The organism is Staphylococcus sp. GDX7P312P (assembly GCF_008385775.1).
Taxonomy (GTDB): Bacteria; Bacillota; Bacilli; order Staphylococcales; family Staphylococcaceae; genus Staphylococcus; species Staphylococcus haemolyticus.
The window spans coordinates 15,255-32,063 of sequence record NZ_VUKI01000037.1; the positions used below are offsets into that span (position 1 = coordinate 15,255).

17 protein-coding genes and 1 riboswitch are annotated in these 16,809 nt (G+C 31.8%); of the genes, 7 read left to right on the top strand and 10 right to left on the bottom strand.

Annotated elements, in window-relative coordinates; genetic code table 11:
- Window positions 1-152: 152 nt before the first annotated feature.
- Together F1592_RS10285 and rnjA are read left to right on the top strand one after the other, a co-directional pair.
- Complete coding sequence (locus F1592_RS10285; protein WP_002448185.1) at window positions 153-371, top strand: DNA-dependent RNA polymerase subunit epsilon; 219 nt, start codon at window positions 153-155, stop codon at window positions 369-371.
- On the top strand, window positions 371-2,050 hold the full coding sequence (rnjA, locus tag F1592_RS10290; RefSeq protein WP_037535591.1) for a ribonuclease J1: 1,680 nt from the start codon (window positions 371-373) through the stop codon (window positions 2,048-2,050). The genes F1592_RS10285 and rnjA overlap by 1 nt, the downstream gene beginning before the upstream one ends.
- 78 nt (window positions 2,051-2,128) lie before the next feature.
- Here the strand turns inward: rnjA and F1592_RS10295 are convergent, their stop codons facing one another.
- The 4 genes from F1592_RS10295 to F1592_RS10310 form a co-directional block, all read right to left on the bottom strand.
- Window positions 2,129-2,515, bottom strand: coding sequence for a YbaN family protein (locus F1592_RS10295; RefSeq protein ID WP_053017963.1), 387 nt, complete (start codon window positions 2,513-2,515; stop codon window positions 2,129-2,131).
- Between the two features lie 158 nt (window positions 2,516-2,673).
- The gene (locus F1592_RS10300; protein ID WP_011276142.1) at window positions 2,674-3,333 is read right to left on the bottom strand and encodes a potassium channel family protein; all 660 of its coding nucleotides are present in this window, start codon (window positions 3,331-3,333) and stop codon (window positions 2,674-2,676) included.
- Window positions 3,334-3,459: 126 nt separating this feature from the next.
- Window positions 3,460-4,476, bottom strand: a complete 1,017-nt coding sequence (locus F1592_RS10305; RefSeq protein WP_149809519.1) for a cytochrome d ubiquinol oxidase subunit II — start codon at window positions 4,474-4,476, stop codon at window positions 3,460-3,462.
- The gene (locus F1592_RS10310; protein WP_016930740.1) at window positions 4,476-5,828 is read right to left on the bottom strand and encodes a cytochrome ubiquinol oxidase subunit I; all 1,353 of its coding nucleotides are present in this window, start codon (window positions 5,826-5,828) and stop codon (window positions 4,476-4,478) included. The genes F1592_RS10305 and F1592_RS10310 overlap by 1 nt, the downstream gene beginning before the upstream one ends.
- Before the next feature lie 203 nt (window positions 5,829-6,031).
- Here F1592_RS10310 and F1592_RS10315 point away from each other — a divergent pair, with 203 nt between their 5' ends.
- Complete coding sequence (locus tag F1592_RS10315; RefSeq protein WP_037535582.1) at window positions 6,032-6,265, top strand: glutaredoxin family protein; 234 nt, start codon at window positions 6,032-6,034, stop codon at window positions 6,263-6,265.
- 110 nt (window positions 6,266-6,375) lie between these two features.
- Here F1592_RS10315 and ptsP read toward each other — a convergent pair whose 3' ends face one another.
- The 5 genes from ptsP to auxA form a co-directional block, all read right to left on the bottom strand.
- The gene (gene ptsP, locus F1592_RS10320) at window positions 6,376-8,091 is read right to left on the bottom strand and encodes a phosphoenolpyruvate--protein phosphotransferase (protein ID WP_037535580.1); all 1,716 of its coding nucleotides are present in this window, start codon (window positions 8,089-8,091) and stop codon (window positions 6,376-6,378) included.
- A gap of 2 nt (window positions 8,092-8,093) precedes the next feature.
- On the bottom strand, window positions 8,094-8,360 hold the full coding sequence (locus tag F1592_RS10325) for a phosphocarrier protein HPr (RefSeq protein ID WP_011276148.1): 267 nt from the start codon (window positions 8,358-8,360) through the stop codon (window positions 8,094-8,096).
- Between the two features lie 334 nt (window positions 8,361-8,694).
- Window positions 8,695-9,237, bottom strand: a complete 543-nt coding sequence (locus F1592_RS10330) for a DUF697 domain-containing protein (RefSeq protein WP_011276149.1) — start codon at window positions 9,235-9,237, stop codon at window positions 8,695-8,697.
- Window positions 9,238-9,294: 57 nt separating this feature from the next.
- Entirely contained in the window at window positions 9,295-10,467 is a 1,173-nt protein-coding gene (locus F1592_RS10335; RefSeq protein WP_053017844.1) for a class I SAM-dependent rRNA methyltransferase, read from the bottom strand.
- 189 nt (window positions 10,468-10,656) lie between these two features.
- On the bottom strand, window positions 10,657-11,952 hold the full coding sequence (auxA, locus tag F1592_RS10340; RefSeq protein ID WP_053018986.1) for a lipoteichoic acid stability factor AuxA: 1,296 nt from the start codon (window positions 11,950-11,952) through the stop codon (window positions 10,657-10,659).
- A 149-nt stretch (window positions 11,953-12,101) separates the two neighbouring features.
- Here auxA and graF point away from each other — a divergent pair, with 149 nt between their 5' ends.
- The 4 genes from graF (at window position 12,102) to F1592_RS10360 (ending at window position 15,491) form a co-directional block, all read left to right on the top strand.
- A complete protein-coding gene (gene graF / locus F1592_RS13810; RefSeq protein ID WP_107609884.1) occupies window positions 12,102-12,221 on the top strand; it encodes a glycopeptide resistance-associated protein GraF in 120 nt (39 codons plus the stop codon).
- A 289-nt stretch (window positions 12,222-12,510) separates the two neighbouring features.
- Window positions 12,511-12,610, top strand: a riboswitch (TPP riboswitch).
- Between the two features lie 87 nt (window positions 12,611-12,697).
- A complete protein-coding gene (locus tag F1592_RS10350) occupies window positions 12,698-13,273 on the top strand; it encodes an ECF transporter S component (protein WP_149809518.1) in 576 nt (191 codons plus the stop codon).
- Between the two features lie 12 nt (window positions 13,274-13,285).
- The gene (locus F1592_RS10355; RefSeq protein WP_053017837.1) at window positions 13,286-14,689 is read left to right on the top strand and encodes an ABC transporter ATP-binding protein; all 1,404 of its coding nucleotides are present in this window, start codon (window positions 13,286-13,288) and stop codon (window positions 14,687-14,689) included.
- Complete coding sequence (locus tag F1592_RS10360; protein ID WP_037535569.1) at window positions 14,682-15,491, top strand: energy-coupling factor transporter transmembrane component T family protein; 810 nt, start codon at window positions 14,682-14,684, stop codon at window positions 15,489-15,491. The genes F1592_RS10355 and F1592_RS10360 overlap by 8 nt, the downstream gene beginning before the upstream one ends.
- Window positions 15,492-15,540: 49 nt before the next feature.
- Here F1592_RS10360 and purD read toward each other — a convergent pair whose 3' ends face one another.
- Window positions 15,541-16,782: a phosphoribosylamine--glycine ligase gene (gene purD / locus F1592_RS10365; protein WP_053017835.1), complete on the bottom strand. Its 1,242-nt coding sequence runs from the start codon at window positions 16,780-16,782 to the stop codon at window positions 15,541-15,543.
- Between the last annotated feature and the right edge of the window lie 27 nt (window positions 16,783-16,809).

A 16,809-nucleotide genomic window follows, 5' to 3' on the forward strand; every position in this document is an offset into this window, starting at 1 on the left:
TATTTATACAGATAAATTTATCTTCTTATTTATGATTTATGAAGCAATTCCTATTGTCGTAATCAACAAGATTTGATGTATCAAGTTAATATATTAGGGTTCAGATTAATATAATCAATTTAGATGTTTAAATTTAGGAGGAACTATCCAATATGGCAGTATTTAAAGTATTTTTCCAACATAATAAAGACGAAGTAATCGTTCGTGAAAACACAAATACGATTTATGTTGAAGGTGAAACAGAAGAACAAGTAAGACGTTATTTAAAAGACCGCAATTACAATATCGAATTCATTACTAAATTAGAGGGCGCACATTTAGAATATGAAAAAGAACATTCTGATCATTTTAACGTGGAGAATGCTCAATAATGAAGCAATTACATGCTAACGAAGTAGGTGTATATGCTTTAGGTGGCTTGGGTGAAGTCGGTAAAAACACTTATGCTATCGAATATAAAAATGAAATTGTTATCATTGATGCCGGAATAAAATTCCCTGATGATAATTTATTAGGGATTGATTATGTAATTCCTGATTACACTTACCTCGAACAAAATCAAGACAAAATTGTCGGTCTATTCATTACACATGGACATGAAGACCATATAGGTGGTGTGCCCTACCTATTAAAGCAAATTAATGTACCTATCTATGGCGGTCCATTAGCATTAGGATTAATTCGCAACAAGTTAGACGAACACAACTTATTACGTAATGCTTCATTAAATGAGATTACAGAAGATAGTGTTATTAAGTCTAAACACTTTGAAATATCATTTTACTTAACTACACATAGTATTCCTGAAGCTTATGGTGTAATAATTGATACACCTGAAGGTAAGATTGTTCATACAGGTGACTTTAAATTTGATTTCACTCCTGTAGGCGAACCTGCGAATATTGCTAAAATGGCAGAATTGGGTAAAGAAGGCGTATTATGTCTATTATCTGACTCAACAAATGCATTAGTACCTGATTTCACATTAAGTGAACGTGAAGTAGGTCAAAATGTAGATAAAATCTTCCGTAACTGTAAAGGACGTATTATATTTGCTACATTTGCTTCTAACATTTACCGTGTACAACAAGCGGTTGAGGCTGCTATTAAATACAATCGTAAAATAGTAACATTTGGTCGTTCCATGGAAAATAATATTAAAATCGGTATGGAATTAGGCTATATTAAAGCACCGCCAGAAACTTTTGTTGAACCAAATAAGATTAACAACATTCCAAAACATGAATTACTAATTTTATGTACAGGATCTCAAGGTGAACCGATGGCGGCTTTATCACGAATTGCAAATGGAACTCATAAGCAAATTAAAATTATACCTGATGATACTGTTGTATTTAGTTCATCACCTATTCCAGGTAACACTAAGAGCATCAATCGCACGATTAATGCATTATATAAAGCTGGTGCTGATGTTATCCATAGTAAAATTTCAAATATCCATACATCAGGTCACGGTTCTCAAGGCGATCAACAACTTATGCTTCGCTTGATTCAACCGAAATTTTTCTTACCAATACACGGTGAATATCGTATGCTTAAAGCGCATGGACAAACGGGTGTCGACTGTGGTGTTAAAGAAGAGAACGTCTTTATCTTTGATATCGGTGATGTACTCGCATTAACACATGACTCTGCTCGTAAAGCCGGTCGCATACCTTCTGGTAATGTGTTAGTAGATGGTAGTGGAATTGGTGATATAGGTAACGTTGTTATTCGTGATCGTAAATTATTATCTGAAGAAGGATTAGTCATTGTAGTGGTTAGTATTGATTTCAACACTAATAAATTACTTTCAGGTCCAGATATCATTTCTCGTGGTTTTGTGTACATGCGTGAATCAGGTCAATTAATTTATGACGCTCAACGCAAAATTAAAACCGACGTGATTTCTAAATTAAATGCTAATCCAAATATTCAATGGCATCAAATTAAATCTTCAATCATTGAGACATTACAACCTTATCTATACGATAAAACTGCTCGTCGCCCAATGATTTTACCTGTAATTATGAAAGTAAACGAAGATTAAATATAATGATGCACTTCACATAGAGAAATCCGTAAATGAATCATAATATTCATCTACGGATTTTTTTTGGAATTTCATCTATGAATCTTTCTCTTGATTAAAATTTGCTGGCAACGTTTTAACAAATGTAAATAATACAATTGTTTGAATCACGACCATTATCACTAATCCAATTCGAATATATAAGTTTGAAATCATAAAAATAGAAAAACCAACTACTATATATAAACTTATAAGTATTCTTATTTTTTCTTTCATAGTATACCCTTTGTACTTTTTTAAATTTTCAACATAATTTTTATAAATTTGAGTGCTTTCAAGCCATATTTTGAATTTCCGGGAACTATTAGTAAAACAAATCGCTGCTAAAATTAGAAAAGGTGTCGTAGGTAGTAATGGTAATACTGCCCCTATGAACGCGATTACAGTAAATACTATTCCTAATACTATTAATACATATCTCATTTAGTAGAATCATCACTCCATCATCTTATTCTTAAAATATGTTGCTGATTTTTAAATTCTTCTAACTGTTTATAAAAACATCACAAATATCAATGTTACTAAATATGAAATCAATAGCCTTTTTATTTAGTAGTCATTTAATAGTTGTGATGCAACATTTATCTTACAATTTTCTTTTCAAAACGATTTAAATCATTATCGTGTCCGATCATAATCAATATATCTCCAAATTCTATATTCATAGACGGGTCTGGCGATACAACAATTTCCTTGCCTCGTTTAATTGCTATTATATTAATTCCAAATTGCGCACGAATATCCAAATCAATAATCGATTGGCCTGTCATTTTTTCGCTTGCTTTTAATTCAACTAGTGAATGCTCATCTGCCAATTCAAGGTAATCTAAAACACTAGCACTTGCGACATTATGAGCGATTCGTCGTCCCATATCTCTTTCAGGATGGACAACTGTATCCGCACCAATTTTATTTAAAATTTTAGCATGATAATCATTTTGAGCTTTAGCTGTAACTTTCTTAACACCTAACTCTTTGAGAATTAGCGTAGTTAATGTACTAGATTGAATATTTTCACCAATCGCAACTATAACATGATCAAAGTTACGTATACCTAAACTTTTCATCACTGCTTCATCTGTAGTATCAGCTACTACAGCATGCGTTGCAATATCACTATATTCATTGACACGTGCCTCATCCCTATCAATTGCCATAACATCCATATCTAATGCATTTAATTCTCTTACAATACTTCCACCAAATCGGCCTAACCCAATAACAACATATTCTTTCTCCATTTAATGGCTACCCCTATCTATAAAAAAATAAGGAAAAAGCTGAAACAATCGACATCATGTAGATTACTACTAACCAAGTTAATGTACATAGATGTTAATCATTTCAGCCCCCTTTTATTATTATAATTATTTTTTACCTTCAACATATTCTTTATCGAATACAAATAATCTTAATAATAATATTAACGATGGAACTAATAAAAGTAAACCTAAAATAAATACAATCACTAGTGCTAAGCCCATTGAAGCATTAACACCTGAATCACTCACTTTGATGTATGGATATAACAAGTAAGGTAGTTTGCTTATTCCGTATCCATAAAAAGCGAATGCCATTTGTAATATAACCATGATAAATGCTAGACCATGATATTTCTTGATGAAGTTTAAAATTCCGGCTACTACAAAACAAATAAAGCTTAATGCAAACATCCACCAATAATTTTGAACTGCATTATTAAAATGATCGGCATTTTGAATTCTTAGAGATAAGAAAACAAATAGAGAAATAATAATCATTGGAGGTCCCCAGAAAATAAACCATTGTCGCATATATTTATAAGCTACTTCGTCTTTAGCTTTCGCAGCATAATATGTTAAAAATCCAGAAGAAATATATAATACACTTATGATTGCTAGAAAGACGACTGACCATGCAAATGGACTTAGTAATAATTGAAACCAATCTAAATCAAAATGTGAACCACGTTCAGTAATATAGCCACCTTCAGATATAGTTAATACCGTTGTCAATGATGCTGGTATTAACAAACCTGTAAGTCCATACATGATAATCCATGGTAATTTAGTATCCTGACCATAATGTTCAAACGCGTAAAAGCTTCCTCTAATAGAAATTAAAATCAACGCAATTGAACCAGGAACTAATAGCACAGTACCAAAGTATAACGCTGAATTAGGGAAAAATCCTACGAATCCGACAAAGAAGAAAACAAAGAAAACATTAGTAACTTCCCAAACAGGATTTAAGTAACGCTCTACTAAGTGATTTATCTTTTTCTCTTCCCCAGTTAATTTTGTGTGTAAGGTAAAGAAACCTGCACCAAAGTCAATTGAAGCAACAATGATATATAAGAATAAGAAAGTCCAAAGTACGGTAATACCTATAGTTGTGTAATCCATTAAGCATGACCTCCTTTTTCAATGACTTTATCTACATCATCTTGAGCAGGCTTGTCTTTGAACATGCGAATTAAAACATATGCAGATGTAAAAAGTAATACTAGATAAAGTAGTCCAAATAGAATAGTTACAAGTGTTATTCCTCCTGCCTGAGTAGCAGCTTCACTTACTCGCATATAACCTCTAACAATCCATGGCTGACGACCTACCTCAGTTAAAAACCATCCAAATTCGATTGCTAACATAGCAGCTGGCCCTGTTAGAAGAACTGCATATAGCATACCTTTATGCGTAACGTATTTACGCAGTTTTTTAATCATTAAAGTTAAAATAAAGGCTCCTGAAATAACAAAACATAACACACCCATCGTTACCATTAAGTCAAAGAAATAATGAACGATTAATGGAGGTAATTCATTTTTAGGGAAGTCATTAAGACCCTCTACTTTAGTATTTACATTGTTATCCGCCAAGAAACTAAGCATACCTGGAATCTTGATTGCACCTTCAACTTCTTGAGTCTTTTCATTTAAAACTCCGAAAAATACTAAATCAGCCTTAGATTGTGTATCAAAATGCCATTCGTAAGCTGCAAGTTTTTCTGGTTGAACTTGATGTAAGAATTTAGCAGATAAGTCTCCAGCTAACATTGACAATAATGTTGATATGAAACCAACAATCATAGTCATCTTTAAGGCCTTTTTATGATATTCTGCATCTTTGTTGTATTTATTTTTCAATAATTTAAAAGCCGCAATAGATGCAAGAATAAACGCCATTGTCATACCTGCTGTAGCTACTACATGAAACGCCCTAACTAGGAATGATGAATTGAACATTGCTTCAAGCGGTTGTACATTAACCATTTTGCCATCTTTCATTTCAAAACCTGCGGGTGTATTCATAAATGAGTTTACAGAAGTAATAAAGAACGCGGAGAATGAACCACCAATGATGACTGGTATACTAATAATGAAGTGTGTCCATTTATTTTTAAAGCGATCCCATGTGTATAAATAAATACTAAGGAAAATAGCTTCAAAGAAAAATGCAAAAGTCTCCATAAATAAAGGTAAAGCAATCACGTGCCCACCCATTTTCATAAATGTTGGCCAAATTAATGATAATTGTAAACCGATAATCGTACCAGTTACAACACCAACAGCCACAGTAATGGTATAACCTTTCGACCAACGCTTAGCTAGTGCTATATATTTAGGATCCTTGTTTTTAATTCCTAAAAATTCTGCGATTGCGAACATTAAAGGCATACCAACACCGACAGTCGCAAAGATGATATGTACTGCTAGAGTCATACCTGTTAGGAAACGACTAATTTCAACGGAATCCATAATTTTATCACCTTTTCTATATCTAATTTTTAAAAAGCAATTAATTTAAATTATATTATGTTCTAAATTCTAACTAAATCCTTTTGCTTAAATTTAAGAAAGATTTTTAATATGTAATTCACATAATTTTCACAGTTTGCAATTGAATCAAAAATTTTATATAGTAATTTTCATGATAATAACCAAATTGGGAGTGAACTAAATTGACGGAATTAGTTATTTATACTCAAAATGATTGCCCGCCTTGTACATTTGTAAAAAATTATCTTACAGAACACAAGGTGGATTACATTGAAAAAAATATCTCGAATAATAAGTATCGTTCAGAGATGATTGATTACGATGCATTTGCCACACCTTTTATACTCTTAGATGGTGAACCAATGTATCAAGTTGATTTGGATAAAATCAACACTAAGTGTCACATTAAATCATAAAGTCATCACACTAATAACCTAACGCTAAAAAGGAACTATTTAGTTGTTAGGTTTTTTATTTTGTAATACAAAAACACCTCAACTAAAGTTAAGGTGTTTCAAATACATCATTATTTAGAAATGTTATTAACTAAATCTTTTACTTCTTCTTGAGTAGCACAATTAATTGCACGATTTGCTAATTCAGACATTTCATTTTTACTTAAACCATTAATTTGTCTTCTAGCTTTTAAGATAGATGTCGCACTCATTGAGAATTCATCTAATCCTAAACCTAATAGTAATGGAATAGCTGTTTCGTCTCCAGCCATTTCACCACACATACCAGTCCATTTACCTTCTTTATGAGAAGCTTCAATGACTTGTTTAACCAAGCGTAAAATTGCTGGGTTATAAGGTTGGTATAAGTATGAAACGCGTTCTGACATACGGTCAGCTGCCATAGTATATTGAATTAAATCATTAGTACCAATACTGAAGAAATCCACTTCTTTAGCAAAGATATCAGCTAAAGCAGCTGTAGATGGAATCTCAACCATGATACCTAACTCAATTTCATCAGAAACGTCATGACCATCATTTTTAAGGTTTTCTTTTTCTTCTAAAAGAATGGCTTTAGCATCACGGAATTCATTGATTGTAGCTACCATTGGGAACATAATGTTTAATTTACCGTAAGCTGACGCGCGTAATAATGCACGTAATTGTGTTCTAAAAATATCTTGTTGATCTAAGCATAGACGAATTGCTCTGTAACCTAAGAATGGGTTCATCTCTTTAGGTAGATTTAAATAAGGTAACTCTTTATCGCCACCAATATCTAATGTACGAACTACAACTCGTTTGTCTTTCATTGTTTCTAGCACTTTTTTATAGGCTTCAAATTGCTCATCTTCAGTTGGCATTTGATCTCTACCCATATATAAGAATTCAGTTCTATATAAACCGATTCCTTCAGCACCATTTTCCATTACACCGTATAAATCATCAGGTGTACCGATATTAGCAGCTAATTCAGCATGTTCACCGTCGATTGTTACCGTTTCAGCATCACGTAATTTTTGTAATTCTTTTTTATCTTCAAAGAAACGTTCACGTTTGTTTTGATAAGCAATTAACTCATCTTCTGTAGGGTCAACAATAACGTCACCTGTGATTCCGTCAACGATAACCATATCGCCTTGTTTAACTTCTTTAGTAACTGATTTTGTACCAACAACTGCAGCAATTTCTAATGATCGACTCATAATTGCTGAATGGCTCGTACGACCACCAATATTTGTTACGAAACCTTGAACAAATTCTTTATTTAATTGTGCAGTATCTGAAGGCGTTAAGTCGTTACCAACGATAACAACACTTTCATCAATCATACTTGGGTTTGGTAATTCAACACCTAAAAGATGTGCTAGCACACGTTTAGATACGTCTCTAATATCTGCTGCACGCTCTCTCATGTATTCATTATCCATAGATTCGAAGATTGTAATAAATTGTGAAGTTACTTCATCAAGCGCTTCTGGGGCACTCACTTTTTCGTTCGCAATTTTGTCTTCGATTGGTTGAATCAACTCTGGATCATCAAGTACTAATAAATGCGCATCAAAGATTGCGGCTTTATCAGGACCTAATTGTTTTTCAGCATTATTTCTGATTTTAGTTAATTCAATTTTAGAAGCTTCTAACGCATTTCTGAATTTTTGTATTTCAGCATCAGTATCAGTGACTTTTTCATTAGTGAATGATAAATCAGGTTCTACTAATAAATAAGCTTTAGCAATTGCGACACCGTCTGATGCCGCAATACCATTAATTAATTTTGACATAATTATTCAGTTAAACCTTCTTTAGATAAGACATCACTGATAGCTTGAATTGCGTCTGCTTCATCGCTTCCATCAGCATAGATAGTGATTTCAGCATCTTTACCTACACCTAAACTCATTACACCCATGATTGATTTTAAGTTAACTTTCTTACCGTTATATTCTAATTGAATATCTGAATCAAATTTTGATGCAGTTTGAACTAACATAGTTGCAGGACGTGCATGAATACCAGTTTCATCGATAATTACATAAGATTTTTGTTCCATAATCTATTTCTCCTTCGCAAAGTTAGAATATTCAAATTTGTCATAATCTAACATAATTTTATACCATAACACTACCAAAATATAATACTAAATTCAATTCTAATAGGATTGAAAAACTATTATAATCGGTTTTTATAGAAATAAACAAGTGTTTCAAATTGTATAAATTAGATTCTAATCTTCAATATTTTTTACTTACTTATAATATGCACAAAACACTAATTAAAATCCCTATAACAACTTCGGTTTAAATGATATTTTAAGACAAATTTGTATGATAATTATTTTAGCTTTATCACTAAGCTCACTTCAATTATACTACAACATTTTCAATTTAAATAATATCATGAAGCACTTTTTCACATTTTTCGATATGTTCACGTCCAAGTTTATTCATGAAATAATAGCTTATTGATGCTGAGACAGCTTGTCCCACAACTGGGAACCATTTAGTTTGTTTTGCTGCCGCACGTTTTGCCATATCTCTAATAATCACTTTAAGTACTGCACTAGACACTTTTTTACCAATAAATGAACTACCTTGTATAGCAGCTGCTGCAAGAATTCGTTCTTTCACATCATCGCCAAGTGTATTAACTTGTTTGTGATCTAAACCATAAATTTTATTAATATCTTCAATAATATCTCTCATTAATTTAATATCTACACCGAAATCTAATCCTGGAATTGGTACAACACTCATACCTGAAGATAAAAGTGACTTCTTCTTCACAATTGTTTCTGCTTTAGCTCTACGCTCAGCTATTTCTTCTTTCGTTGTTGGTAAAATACTTTTTTCTTTAATTTCTTCAATGTTTAAAACTTTATTGCCAACTTTATTTGTAACTCCACTTGAAAATCTATTCATAATGCCCATTAATAGACACACCTTTCATAATTCATTCATTAAACATTTATACCCACTTTTTATTATTTAATGCTTGATATTAATGAATATAGCTTTTAAATATTTTGAGGGTTTATAGTGCGGATGTGTTTTAAAGTCCTTAGGTAAGCCCATTACTTCCTCAATATCGTATGTTACACCCGCTTCGTTAAGTGTTGTTTTAATAACATTCTTAAATGCTTTTAGTGAGAAAGCACTTGAATTTGTACATAATAATAACGAGCCATTTGGAGCAAGTATACTTAATGCACCATTAATTAAATCATCATAATTCTTTTGTACTGAGAATGTTTTCTTCTTATTTCTTGCAAAACTTGGTGGGTCAATAACTATTGTGTCGTAAACTTTGCCATGTCGTGCAGCATAATTGTAAAAATCAAATGTATCCATGACATATATATATTGACTTTTAGGGTCAATACCATTTAAACCAAAGTTTTCTTCAGTTAAACTACGTGAACGGTTGGCTAAATCCACACTTGTCGTTGATTTAGAATTTTGAGCAGCTACTACTGAAAATGCACCTGTATAACTAAATAAATTTAGTATATCTTTCTCTTTTGCAAAATGATCACGTAATTTCTTGCGTACTTCTTTTTGATCTAAGAATATACCTGTCATCAAACCATCATTTAAGTCTATATTGTAAAATGTAAAATTCTCCTCTATAACTATTGGAAAATCAGGTGTTTCACCGAGTACATGTCCACCGGTGTATTCAGAGTCTTTAAAACGCATTTTTTCATAAATTGACTTAAATGGAAATACTTGTTGAATGGCTTCAATGACATTATAGCGAAACTTATAAATCCCCTTTGAATACCATTGAATCAATAAATGACCATCGTAATTATCGATTGTTAAACCTCCAACACCATCGCCTTCAGCGTTAAATAGTCTAAACGCATTAGTACCTTCAATGTGATAGTAATAATCACGCTCTTGTAATGCAATTTGAAATTGCTTTTCGAAAAAAGAAGTATTAATGACTTCGTTTTGATCATAACTCAATACCCAGCCTAAACCTTTATGTTGACGTCCTACATATGCAGTCGCAATGTACTGCTCTTGACCGTTCGTAAGATAAAATAAATCGCCTTCTTTTAAATGATCATTGTTATAAATATCATCTTCATCCACAAGTGGATATTGATTTAAATACTTTGATTCCTTACCTCTATTTAAAGTTGCTATTTTCATTTGTAAACGCTCCTAATTTGAATGCTTTTGTAGTTTAAAGTTTATAAAAATTTCTAAATATTATTCGTTATCATTTTAACAAATATGAATTTGTCATTACACAAAATAACATAAACAAAAAAGGTGGATCGCGAAGTCTATTTTGTCACCATAGATTTCACGCTTCCACCTAAGTAAAATTTGAAATAATTAAGGTCTTTCTCTCAATTGTAACGTAAATGCGATAATAACCGCCATCAACATTAAGATTAGTGTTGGAGTAATAAAAATTGATAATAATAATCCATGAATCATAATGTTTACGAATTCAGTTAACAATTTAAAGAATAGAATACTAATCATAAATAATTGTAAATAATAATATTTACCTCTTAAGAAATGTGTAAATGTAGTTGCAATGTAAGTAATGATTACAAACATTAACAATAACAATGTTACCCATTCAACAACATATTGCGTTTGAGATAGTTCCCATTCACCAGAAACAAACAATGCGTTTCTGTTATTAAATTCGATAAATGTAAATAAGAATAGAATGAAGCCACAGAATATTTCTACATATGCTGGTTTGATCCACTTAGGACGTCTCATCCAATTTGGTATATCATCTTCTTCAATATTAAATACATTTTTGAATTTATTTTTAAATTTATCACGTTTTGATCTGATTTTTTCTAAATCGACACTTCTTCTCGTCTTACGTGCATATTCTGATGTTTTATCTTGAAGTTGTTTAAAATGAACTTTAGACTGATTCGAAACATTTCCCTTACTTGTTCTTGATAATTCAGGTTCTTCTTCACCCAATTCTTCTTTAGTTAGTGGTAAAGCTCTTCTTAAGAATAGGAAATTCCAAATTGAAGCTTGCGCTAATAACCACATAACTAAGAAAAATGTATTTACACTTAAGATATCTATTGGTGCAATTTCATTAGCATCAATTTTACCGTACAGAGAAATTTGAGTAATTAAATAACTTATTCCGTATGAAAAGATAATCCATAGATAATGGCTTTTTCTATTAGCAACATTAAGTTCATCTTTATATACAATGTAGCCTGTGTGAATTATAAAAGGAATAATAAAGATAATTGCCCAAAAACTGTACACTTGAGTCATTAAAGTAATTGAAATGAGGAAGTATAAAATCCCAATAATTAAAAAGAAAATTGAGATGTCGTAATCATATTTCGTAGTTCTAAATAATGCGTATCCAATAAGCATTACAAGAATACCAAACAGAATAATTATGACTGCACTAATAATAGGAAAGTTGCCTATGAACCTACTCATCACTCTAATTATTTCACTGAAGAATGCATTAAGAAAATCCCATAAATTATGAATTTTCAATTCAACTTTTTCTTTATCTTTTAATTGATTGATTAAAGGTAAGTTTATTAATATTATGAGACCCGTGAAGAGTGAAACGATACCGATAATATAACTAAAAATTATCTCGGTGTGTTTCTTAAGAAAAGACATACTGTTCACCTCAAAATTCATTATATAGTAAGATGTTCATCTTGTCTTTATTAAACAATAAAATACATCTCGAGACCTATATAAGTTTATCCTACTTTTATATGGGTAAACTTAAATTGTAATCATTAATCTATCAAGGAGTGTTAATTATGACAAACGAAGATGCTAAAAAAGCAAAAGAAGTTGAAGAAAAATTAAAAGAACAAAACGAAGAAAAATCAGATGATATCGAGCAAACTAAAAAAGATGTTCAAGACACTTTAGATTAATTATTAAGAAATCTCAATTCACTGAAGTTGAGAACAATATAATATTTAACTGCTACACTGCTAAAAAGTAGTAGTTAACTAAAACTGAGAGAACGCTCTTTTCGAGCTTTTCTCAGTTTTTTGTTTTTAATACAAGGTTCAAATATTTTAGAGATTTCAATAGTTAAGTGTATTAGGGAATAGCGTATTCAGTGTAAAACCAAATCTAATCCCCCTTTTTATTTGTAACTTAGCAAAATCATCTTGACATTAAATCTTAAAAGTCATACATTTAAAATAAATTAAATATAAAACGCACTAGGGGTGTGTATACTGAGATGAGGTTTACCCTCGAACCCTTTGAACCTGAACTAGTTAAAACTAGCGTAGGAAAGTGTTGCTAATATAAATAATTGTGGTAAATACATATAGCATTTTATTTAAATTCACGCACAACTTTCTACGGATGGTTGTGCGTTTTTTTAGGAGGAAATAACATGTCAAAAGGTTTAAAGCTTTCAGAAATATTAGTAACTGTTCTGTTAGCAGTAGTATTTGCTATTATTTATAACTTATGGTGGTTTGCATATAATGTGGCCCAAGTTGCCGGTGTTCACATAGAGCAATTAACTTATGGCGTTTGGTTTATGGCAGCTATCGTTGCATATTTAATAATTCCTAAGCCTGGTATTGCACTAATTGCAGAATTTGCTGCAGGCGCTGGTGAAACAATCGTTATGGGTAAATTTGATATTCCTACAATTGTATATGCTATTCTTCAAGGTTTAGCTTGTGAAATTATTTTTGCTATTTTCAAATATAAATCTAGATCATTAATGGTTGCTGTATTAGCAGGATTAGCAACTGCTTTAATATCATTCCCAGTTGATTATTATTATGGCTATTTAGCTGAAGTAGCAGGATGGAACCTTCTTTTATTCATTATCTTCCGTTCTATTAGTGGTATTGTAATCGCAGGTTTATTATCATATCTGATTGTTAAAGCATTAGACCAAACAGGTGTAACGAAATTATTCCGCCCTGCATCTCAAAAAGACTACGACAACCTATAAGGGGAAATTAAAGTGTTAAAAGCGAAAAATTTACGTCTAAAATATCCTAACGGCGAACGTAAAATCTTCGATAATTTAAATATTGAAATTAAAGATAAAGAAAAAGTGCTTTTACTAGGTCCTTCTGGATCTGGTAAGAGCACATTGCTAAATGTATTAAGTGGTATCGTTCCAAATCTAATTGAATTACCGATGAAGTATGATGAACTTGAAATTGACTCACACTCCGGCGTCATTTTTCAAGATCCAGATACTCAATTTTGTATGCCTAAAGTGTATGAGGAACTTGCATTCGTTCTTGAAAACAAACAAGTACCACGTAGTCAAATGGATCCACTCATTGAAGAAGCTCTTGCTTCTGTTGATTTAAATGTTACTGATAATACTTTTGTCAATCATTTAAGTGGTGGCATGAAACAAAAACTCGCTATTGTAGAAACTATTTTACAAGAAGCTAATACATTATTCTTAGATGAACCAACTGCCATGTTAGATGTAGATGCTACAGCTGATTTATGGCAAAGACTTATTCAACTATGGACTGATCAAACTGTACTTATAGTAGAACATAAAGTTGAACACATCTGGGAACACGTGGATAGAGTTATTTTAATGAATTATGAAGGACAAATCATAGCAGATGGAACACCAGATTATGTGTTAAAAAATTGCGAAAGTTTACTCACAGAATTTGGTGTATGGCATCCACAAGCTTGGGACCATGCCCCAAAATCAACTAAATTTTCGCCTAGTCCAGATGAAACGCTATTTGCCTACAAAAATGGTAATATTATTCGAGGAAAAAAACATTTATTCCAAGTACCCGAATTAACTGTTCGTTCAGGAGAATGGATTACTATTACAGGAAAAAATGGTACAGGTAAAACAACATTATTAGAATCTATGATGCAACTAATAAAGTATGAAGGCGTTATGTCATATAAAAATACTACATTAAAGAAAATTAAAGACGCAGCTCAACATATGTATTTAGTTTATCAAAACCCAGAATTACAATTTATAACAAATTCAGTTTATGAAGAAATATATATTCATTATAATCATCAAGAACCATCAATCGCTGAAAAAGAAACGATGAAACTATTAAAGTTATTACATTTAGAAGCTGTTAAAAATCAACATCCTTTTGAATTATCTATGGGACAAAAACGACGACTTAGTGTGGCAACTGCACTTAGTTCACGAGCAGAAATCATTTTACTTGATGAACCTACATTTGGACTTGATAGCCATAATACATTTCAATTAATTGAACTATTCCAAGAGAGAGTTTCTAATGGACAGACCATTATTATGGTTACTCACGATCCTGAAATCATACATCGTTATCCAACACGTCGTTTAATAGTTGAAGACAACCAACTCATCGAGAAGGAAGGTGAATCAAATGTTTGAACGTTGGAAGAAACATTATTCCTTTGTAGATGACGTTAATATCATTACAAAACTTTTACTTGGTGTATCATTATTTATTTTTATTATTTTCGTTCACAATTTTGATTATATGATTTATATAACAATAATTATGTTTATTTTTTTAATGGCATTCAATGGGACTCAATTTAAAATCACCGGTGCATTTATTTTAGCCTCTGTCTTATTTGCCTTATTATCATCATTATTTATGATTCTTTATGGTGATGGTACGCATATGTTATTTAAATGGGGGATCATTCAAATTAGTACTGAAAGCATCGTACGAGGTTTACATTTATCACTAAGAACTATAACAGTCTCTATGTTTGGTATTTTATTAGCATTGACATCCGAAATTGTAATGATTTTTTACAGTTTGATGCAACATTTAAAAGTAAAACCAAAAATTGCATATGCATTTATGGCTGCAATTAGAATGGTGCCTCTCATTTTCACTTCATTAATTCAATTAAGACGGTCATTGAAAATGCGTTATCAAATGATTGATGCTTCAAATTATAGAGGGCTTAAACGTCTAAAACATTTATTAATACCTATCTTAAGTCAAAATATCCGTCGTGCGCATCAACTGTCTGTTGCTATGGAATCTAAAGGCTTCAAAGATGGCCCAAGAACATATTATTATAAAGCACCGTTTTCTTATAAAGATATTTTATTTGTAATTTGTGTTGTGGCCATATTAATCATCGCATTTTATCTTTCACAATACTTCCCTATCACTGGGATTACTGATGCTCGTGTATCAGGTTATACCTCATAAAAAAATAGGGTGTATCACTGTTCATCAGGATACGCCCTATTTTTTACTTTTATTTATTCAATGCTTTATTCCCAATATCATTACGATAAAATAGATTATCACTCTTAATTTTTTCTACATTATTATAGGCTGCTTTTTGCGCTTCTTCAATTGTTTCTCCTTTTCCAACAGCTAATATAACTCTGCCTCCTGAAGTAACAAATGCATCATCTTCTTTACGCAATCCACTCACAAAATAAGTATCATTTAATTCAAAGCCTGTTACTTTAGCTCCTTTTTCATAAGCGCCTGGATATCCTTTAGAAGCTAACATAACTCCTACAACAAAATCTTCTTGCCATTGAAATAGAATAGGTTCTTTACGATCTAAAGCAACAATTTGAGCCATTAAATCACTTTCCAAACGACTTAATAAAACTTGAGCTTCAGGATCACCAAAGCGCGCATTAAATTCAATTACTTTCGGGCCTTCTGACGTTAAAATAGCACCAATATAAAGTAATCCAAAGTAATCATAACCTTCAGCTTTCATCGCTTTTGCAATAGGCTGTGCAATATCTTTATTCGTGCGTTCCAAGACATCTTCAGTAATATGTGGCACCGGGCAATATGCACCCATTCCTCCAGTGTTTGGTCCTTCATCATTATCAAAAGCACGTTTATGGTCTTGCGCAATACAATCAAATGGAACTGCATAATCCCCGTTAATAAAAGTCATTAATGAAAATTCTTCACCCTCTAAAAATTGCTCAAAGACCACTTCACCATGTTCTTCAGGATAAAGTGTTTCAACTGCTTTAATTGCGTCTTCACGTGTTTCAGCAATGATTACACCTTTACCAGCAGCTAAACCATCCTTTTTAACTACAATTGGTAAATCACAATGATTTACATACGCCAGCGCATCTGTTTTGTTATTAGTTTCTTTATATTTTGCTGTTGGAATATTATATTTTTGCATAATTTTTTTAGCAAACAGCTTAGATCCTTCAATTTGAGCTGCATCCTTATTAGGACCAAACACTTTAACTCCTGATTGACGTAATTTATCAGATAAACCATCAATTAATGGTTGTTCAGGACCAACAACCACCCATTCAACCTTATTTTCTTTAACAAAGTTTAAGATTGACTCATGATCAGACTCTGCAATCTCAGTATGCACTCTTGCAACATTACCCATAGCATCATTGCCTGGAATTACGTGCAATTGATCAATTAACGGTGATTGATGCAATTTATTTGCTAAAGCATGCTCTCGACCACCTGCTCCGATAACTAAAACATTCATTAATATTACCCCTTCCGTTATTTTGAA

What these genes read in the sequence shown, in the direction of transcription:
- F1592_RS10350 (WP_149809518.1), top strand. Translation starts at nt 12,698, where the DNA reads ATGTCAAAAGGTTTAAAGCTTTCAGAAATATTAGTAACTGTTCTGTTA.
- purD (WP_053017835.1), bottom strand. Translation starts at nt 16,782, where the DNA reads ATGAATGTTTTAGTTATCGGAGCAGGTGGTCGAGAGCATGCTTTAGCA.
- graF (WP_107609884.1), top strand. Translation starts at nt 12,102, where the DNA reads ATGACAAACGAAGATGCTAAAAAAGCAAAAGAAGTTGAAGAAAAATTA.
- rnjA (WP_037535591.1), top strand. Translation starts at nt 371, where the DNA reads ATGAAGCAATTACATGCTAACGAAGTAGGTGTATATGCTTTAGGTGGC.
- auxA (WP_053018986.1), bottom strand. Translation starts at nt 11,952, where the DNA reads ATGTCTTTTCTTAAGAAACACACCGAGATAATTTTTAGTTATATTATC.
- F1592_RS10325 (WP_011276148.1), bottom strand. Translation starts at nt 8,360, where the DNA reads ATGGAACAAAAATCTTATGTAATTATCGATGAAACTGGTATTCATGCA.
- F1592_RS10310 (WP_016930740.1), bottom strand. Translation starts at nt 5,828, where the DNA reads ATGGATTCCGTTGAAATTAGTCGTTTCCTAACAGGTATGACTCTAGCA.
- F1592_RS10300 (WP_011276142.1), bottom strand. Translation starts at nt 3,333, where the DNA reads ATGGAGAAAGAATATGTTGTTATTGGGTTAGGCCGATTTGGTGGAAGT.
- F1592_RS10335 (WP_053017844.1), bottom strand. Translation starts at nt 10,467, where the DNA reads ATGAAAATAGCAACTTTAAATAGAGGTAAGGAATCAAAGTATTTAAAT.
- ptsP (WP_037535580.1), bottom strand. Translation starts at nt 8,091, where the DNA reads ATGTCAAAATTAATTAATGGTATTGCGGCATCAGACGGTGTCGCAATT.
- F1592_RS10330 (WP_011276149.1), bottom strand. Translation starts at nt 9,237, where the DNA reads ATGGGCATTATGAATAGATTTTCAAGTGGAGTTACAAATAAAGTTGGC.
- F1592_RS10360 (WP_037535569.1), top strand. Translation starts at nt 14,682, where the DNA reads ATGTTTGAACGTTGGAAGAAACATTATTCCTTTGTAGATGACGTTAAT.
- F1592_RS10305 (WP_149809519.1), bottom strand. Translation starts at nt 4,476, where the DNA reads ATGGATTACACAACTATAGGTATTACCGTACTTTGGACTTTCTTATTC.
- F1592_RS10285 (WP_002448185.1), top strand. Translation starts at nt 153, where the DNA reads ATGGCAGTATTTAAAGTATTTTTCCAACATAATAAAGACGAAGTAATC.
- F1592_RS10295 (WP_053017963.1), bottom strand. Translation starts at nt 2,515, where the DNA reads ATGAGATATGTATTAATAGTATTAGGAATAGTATTTACTGTAATCGCG.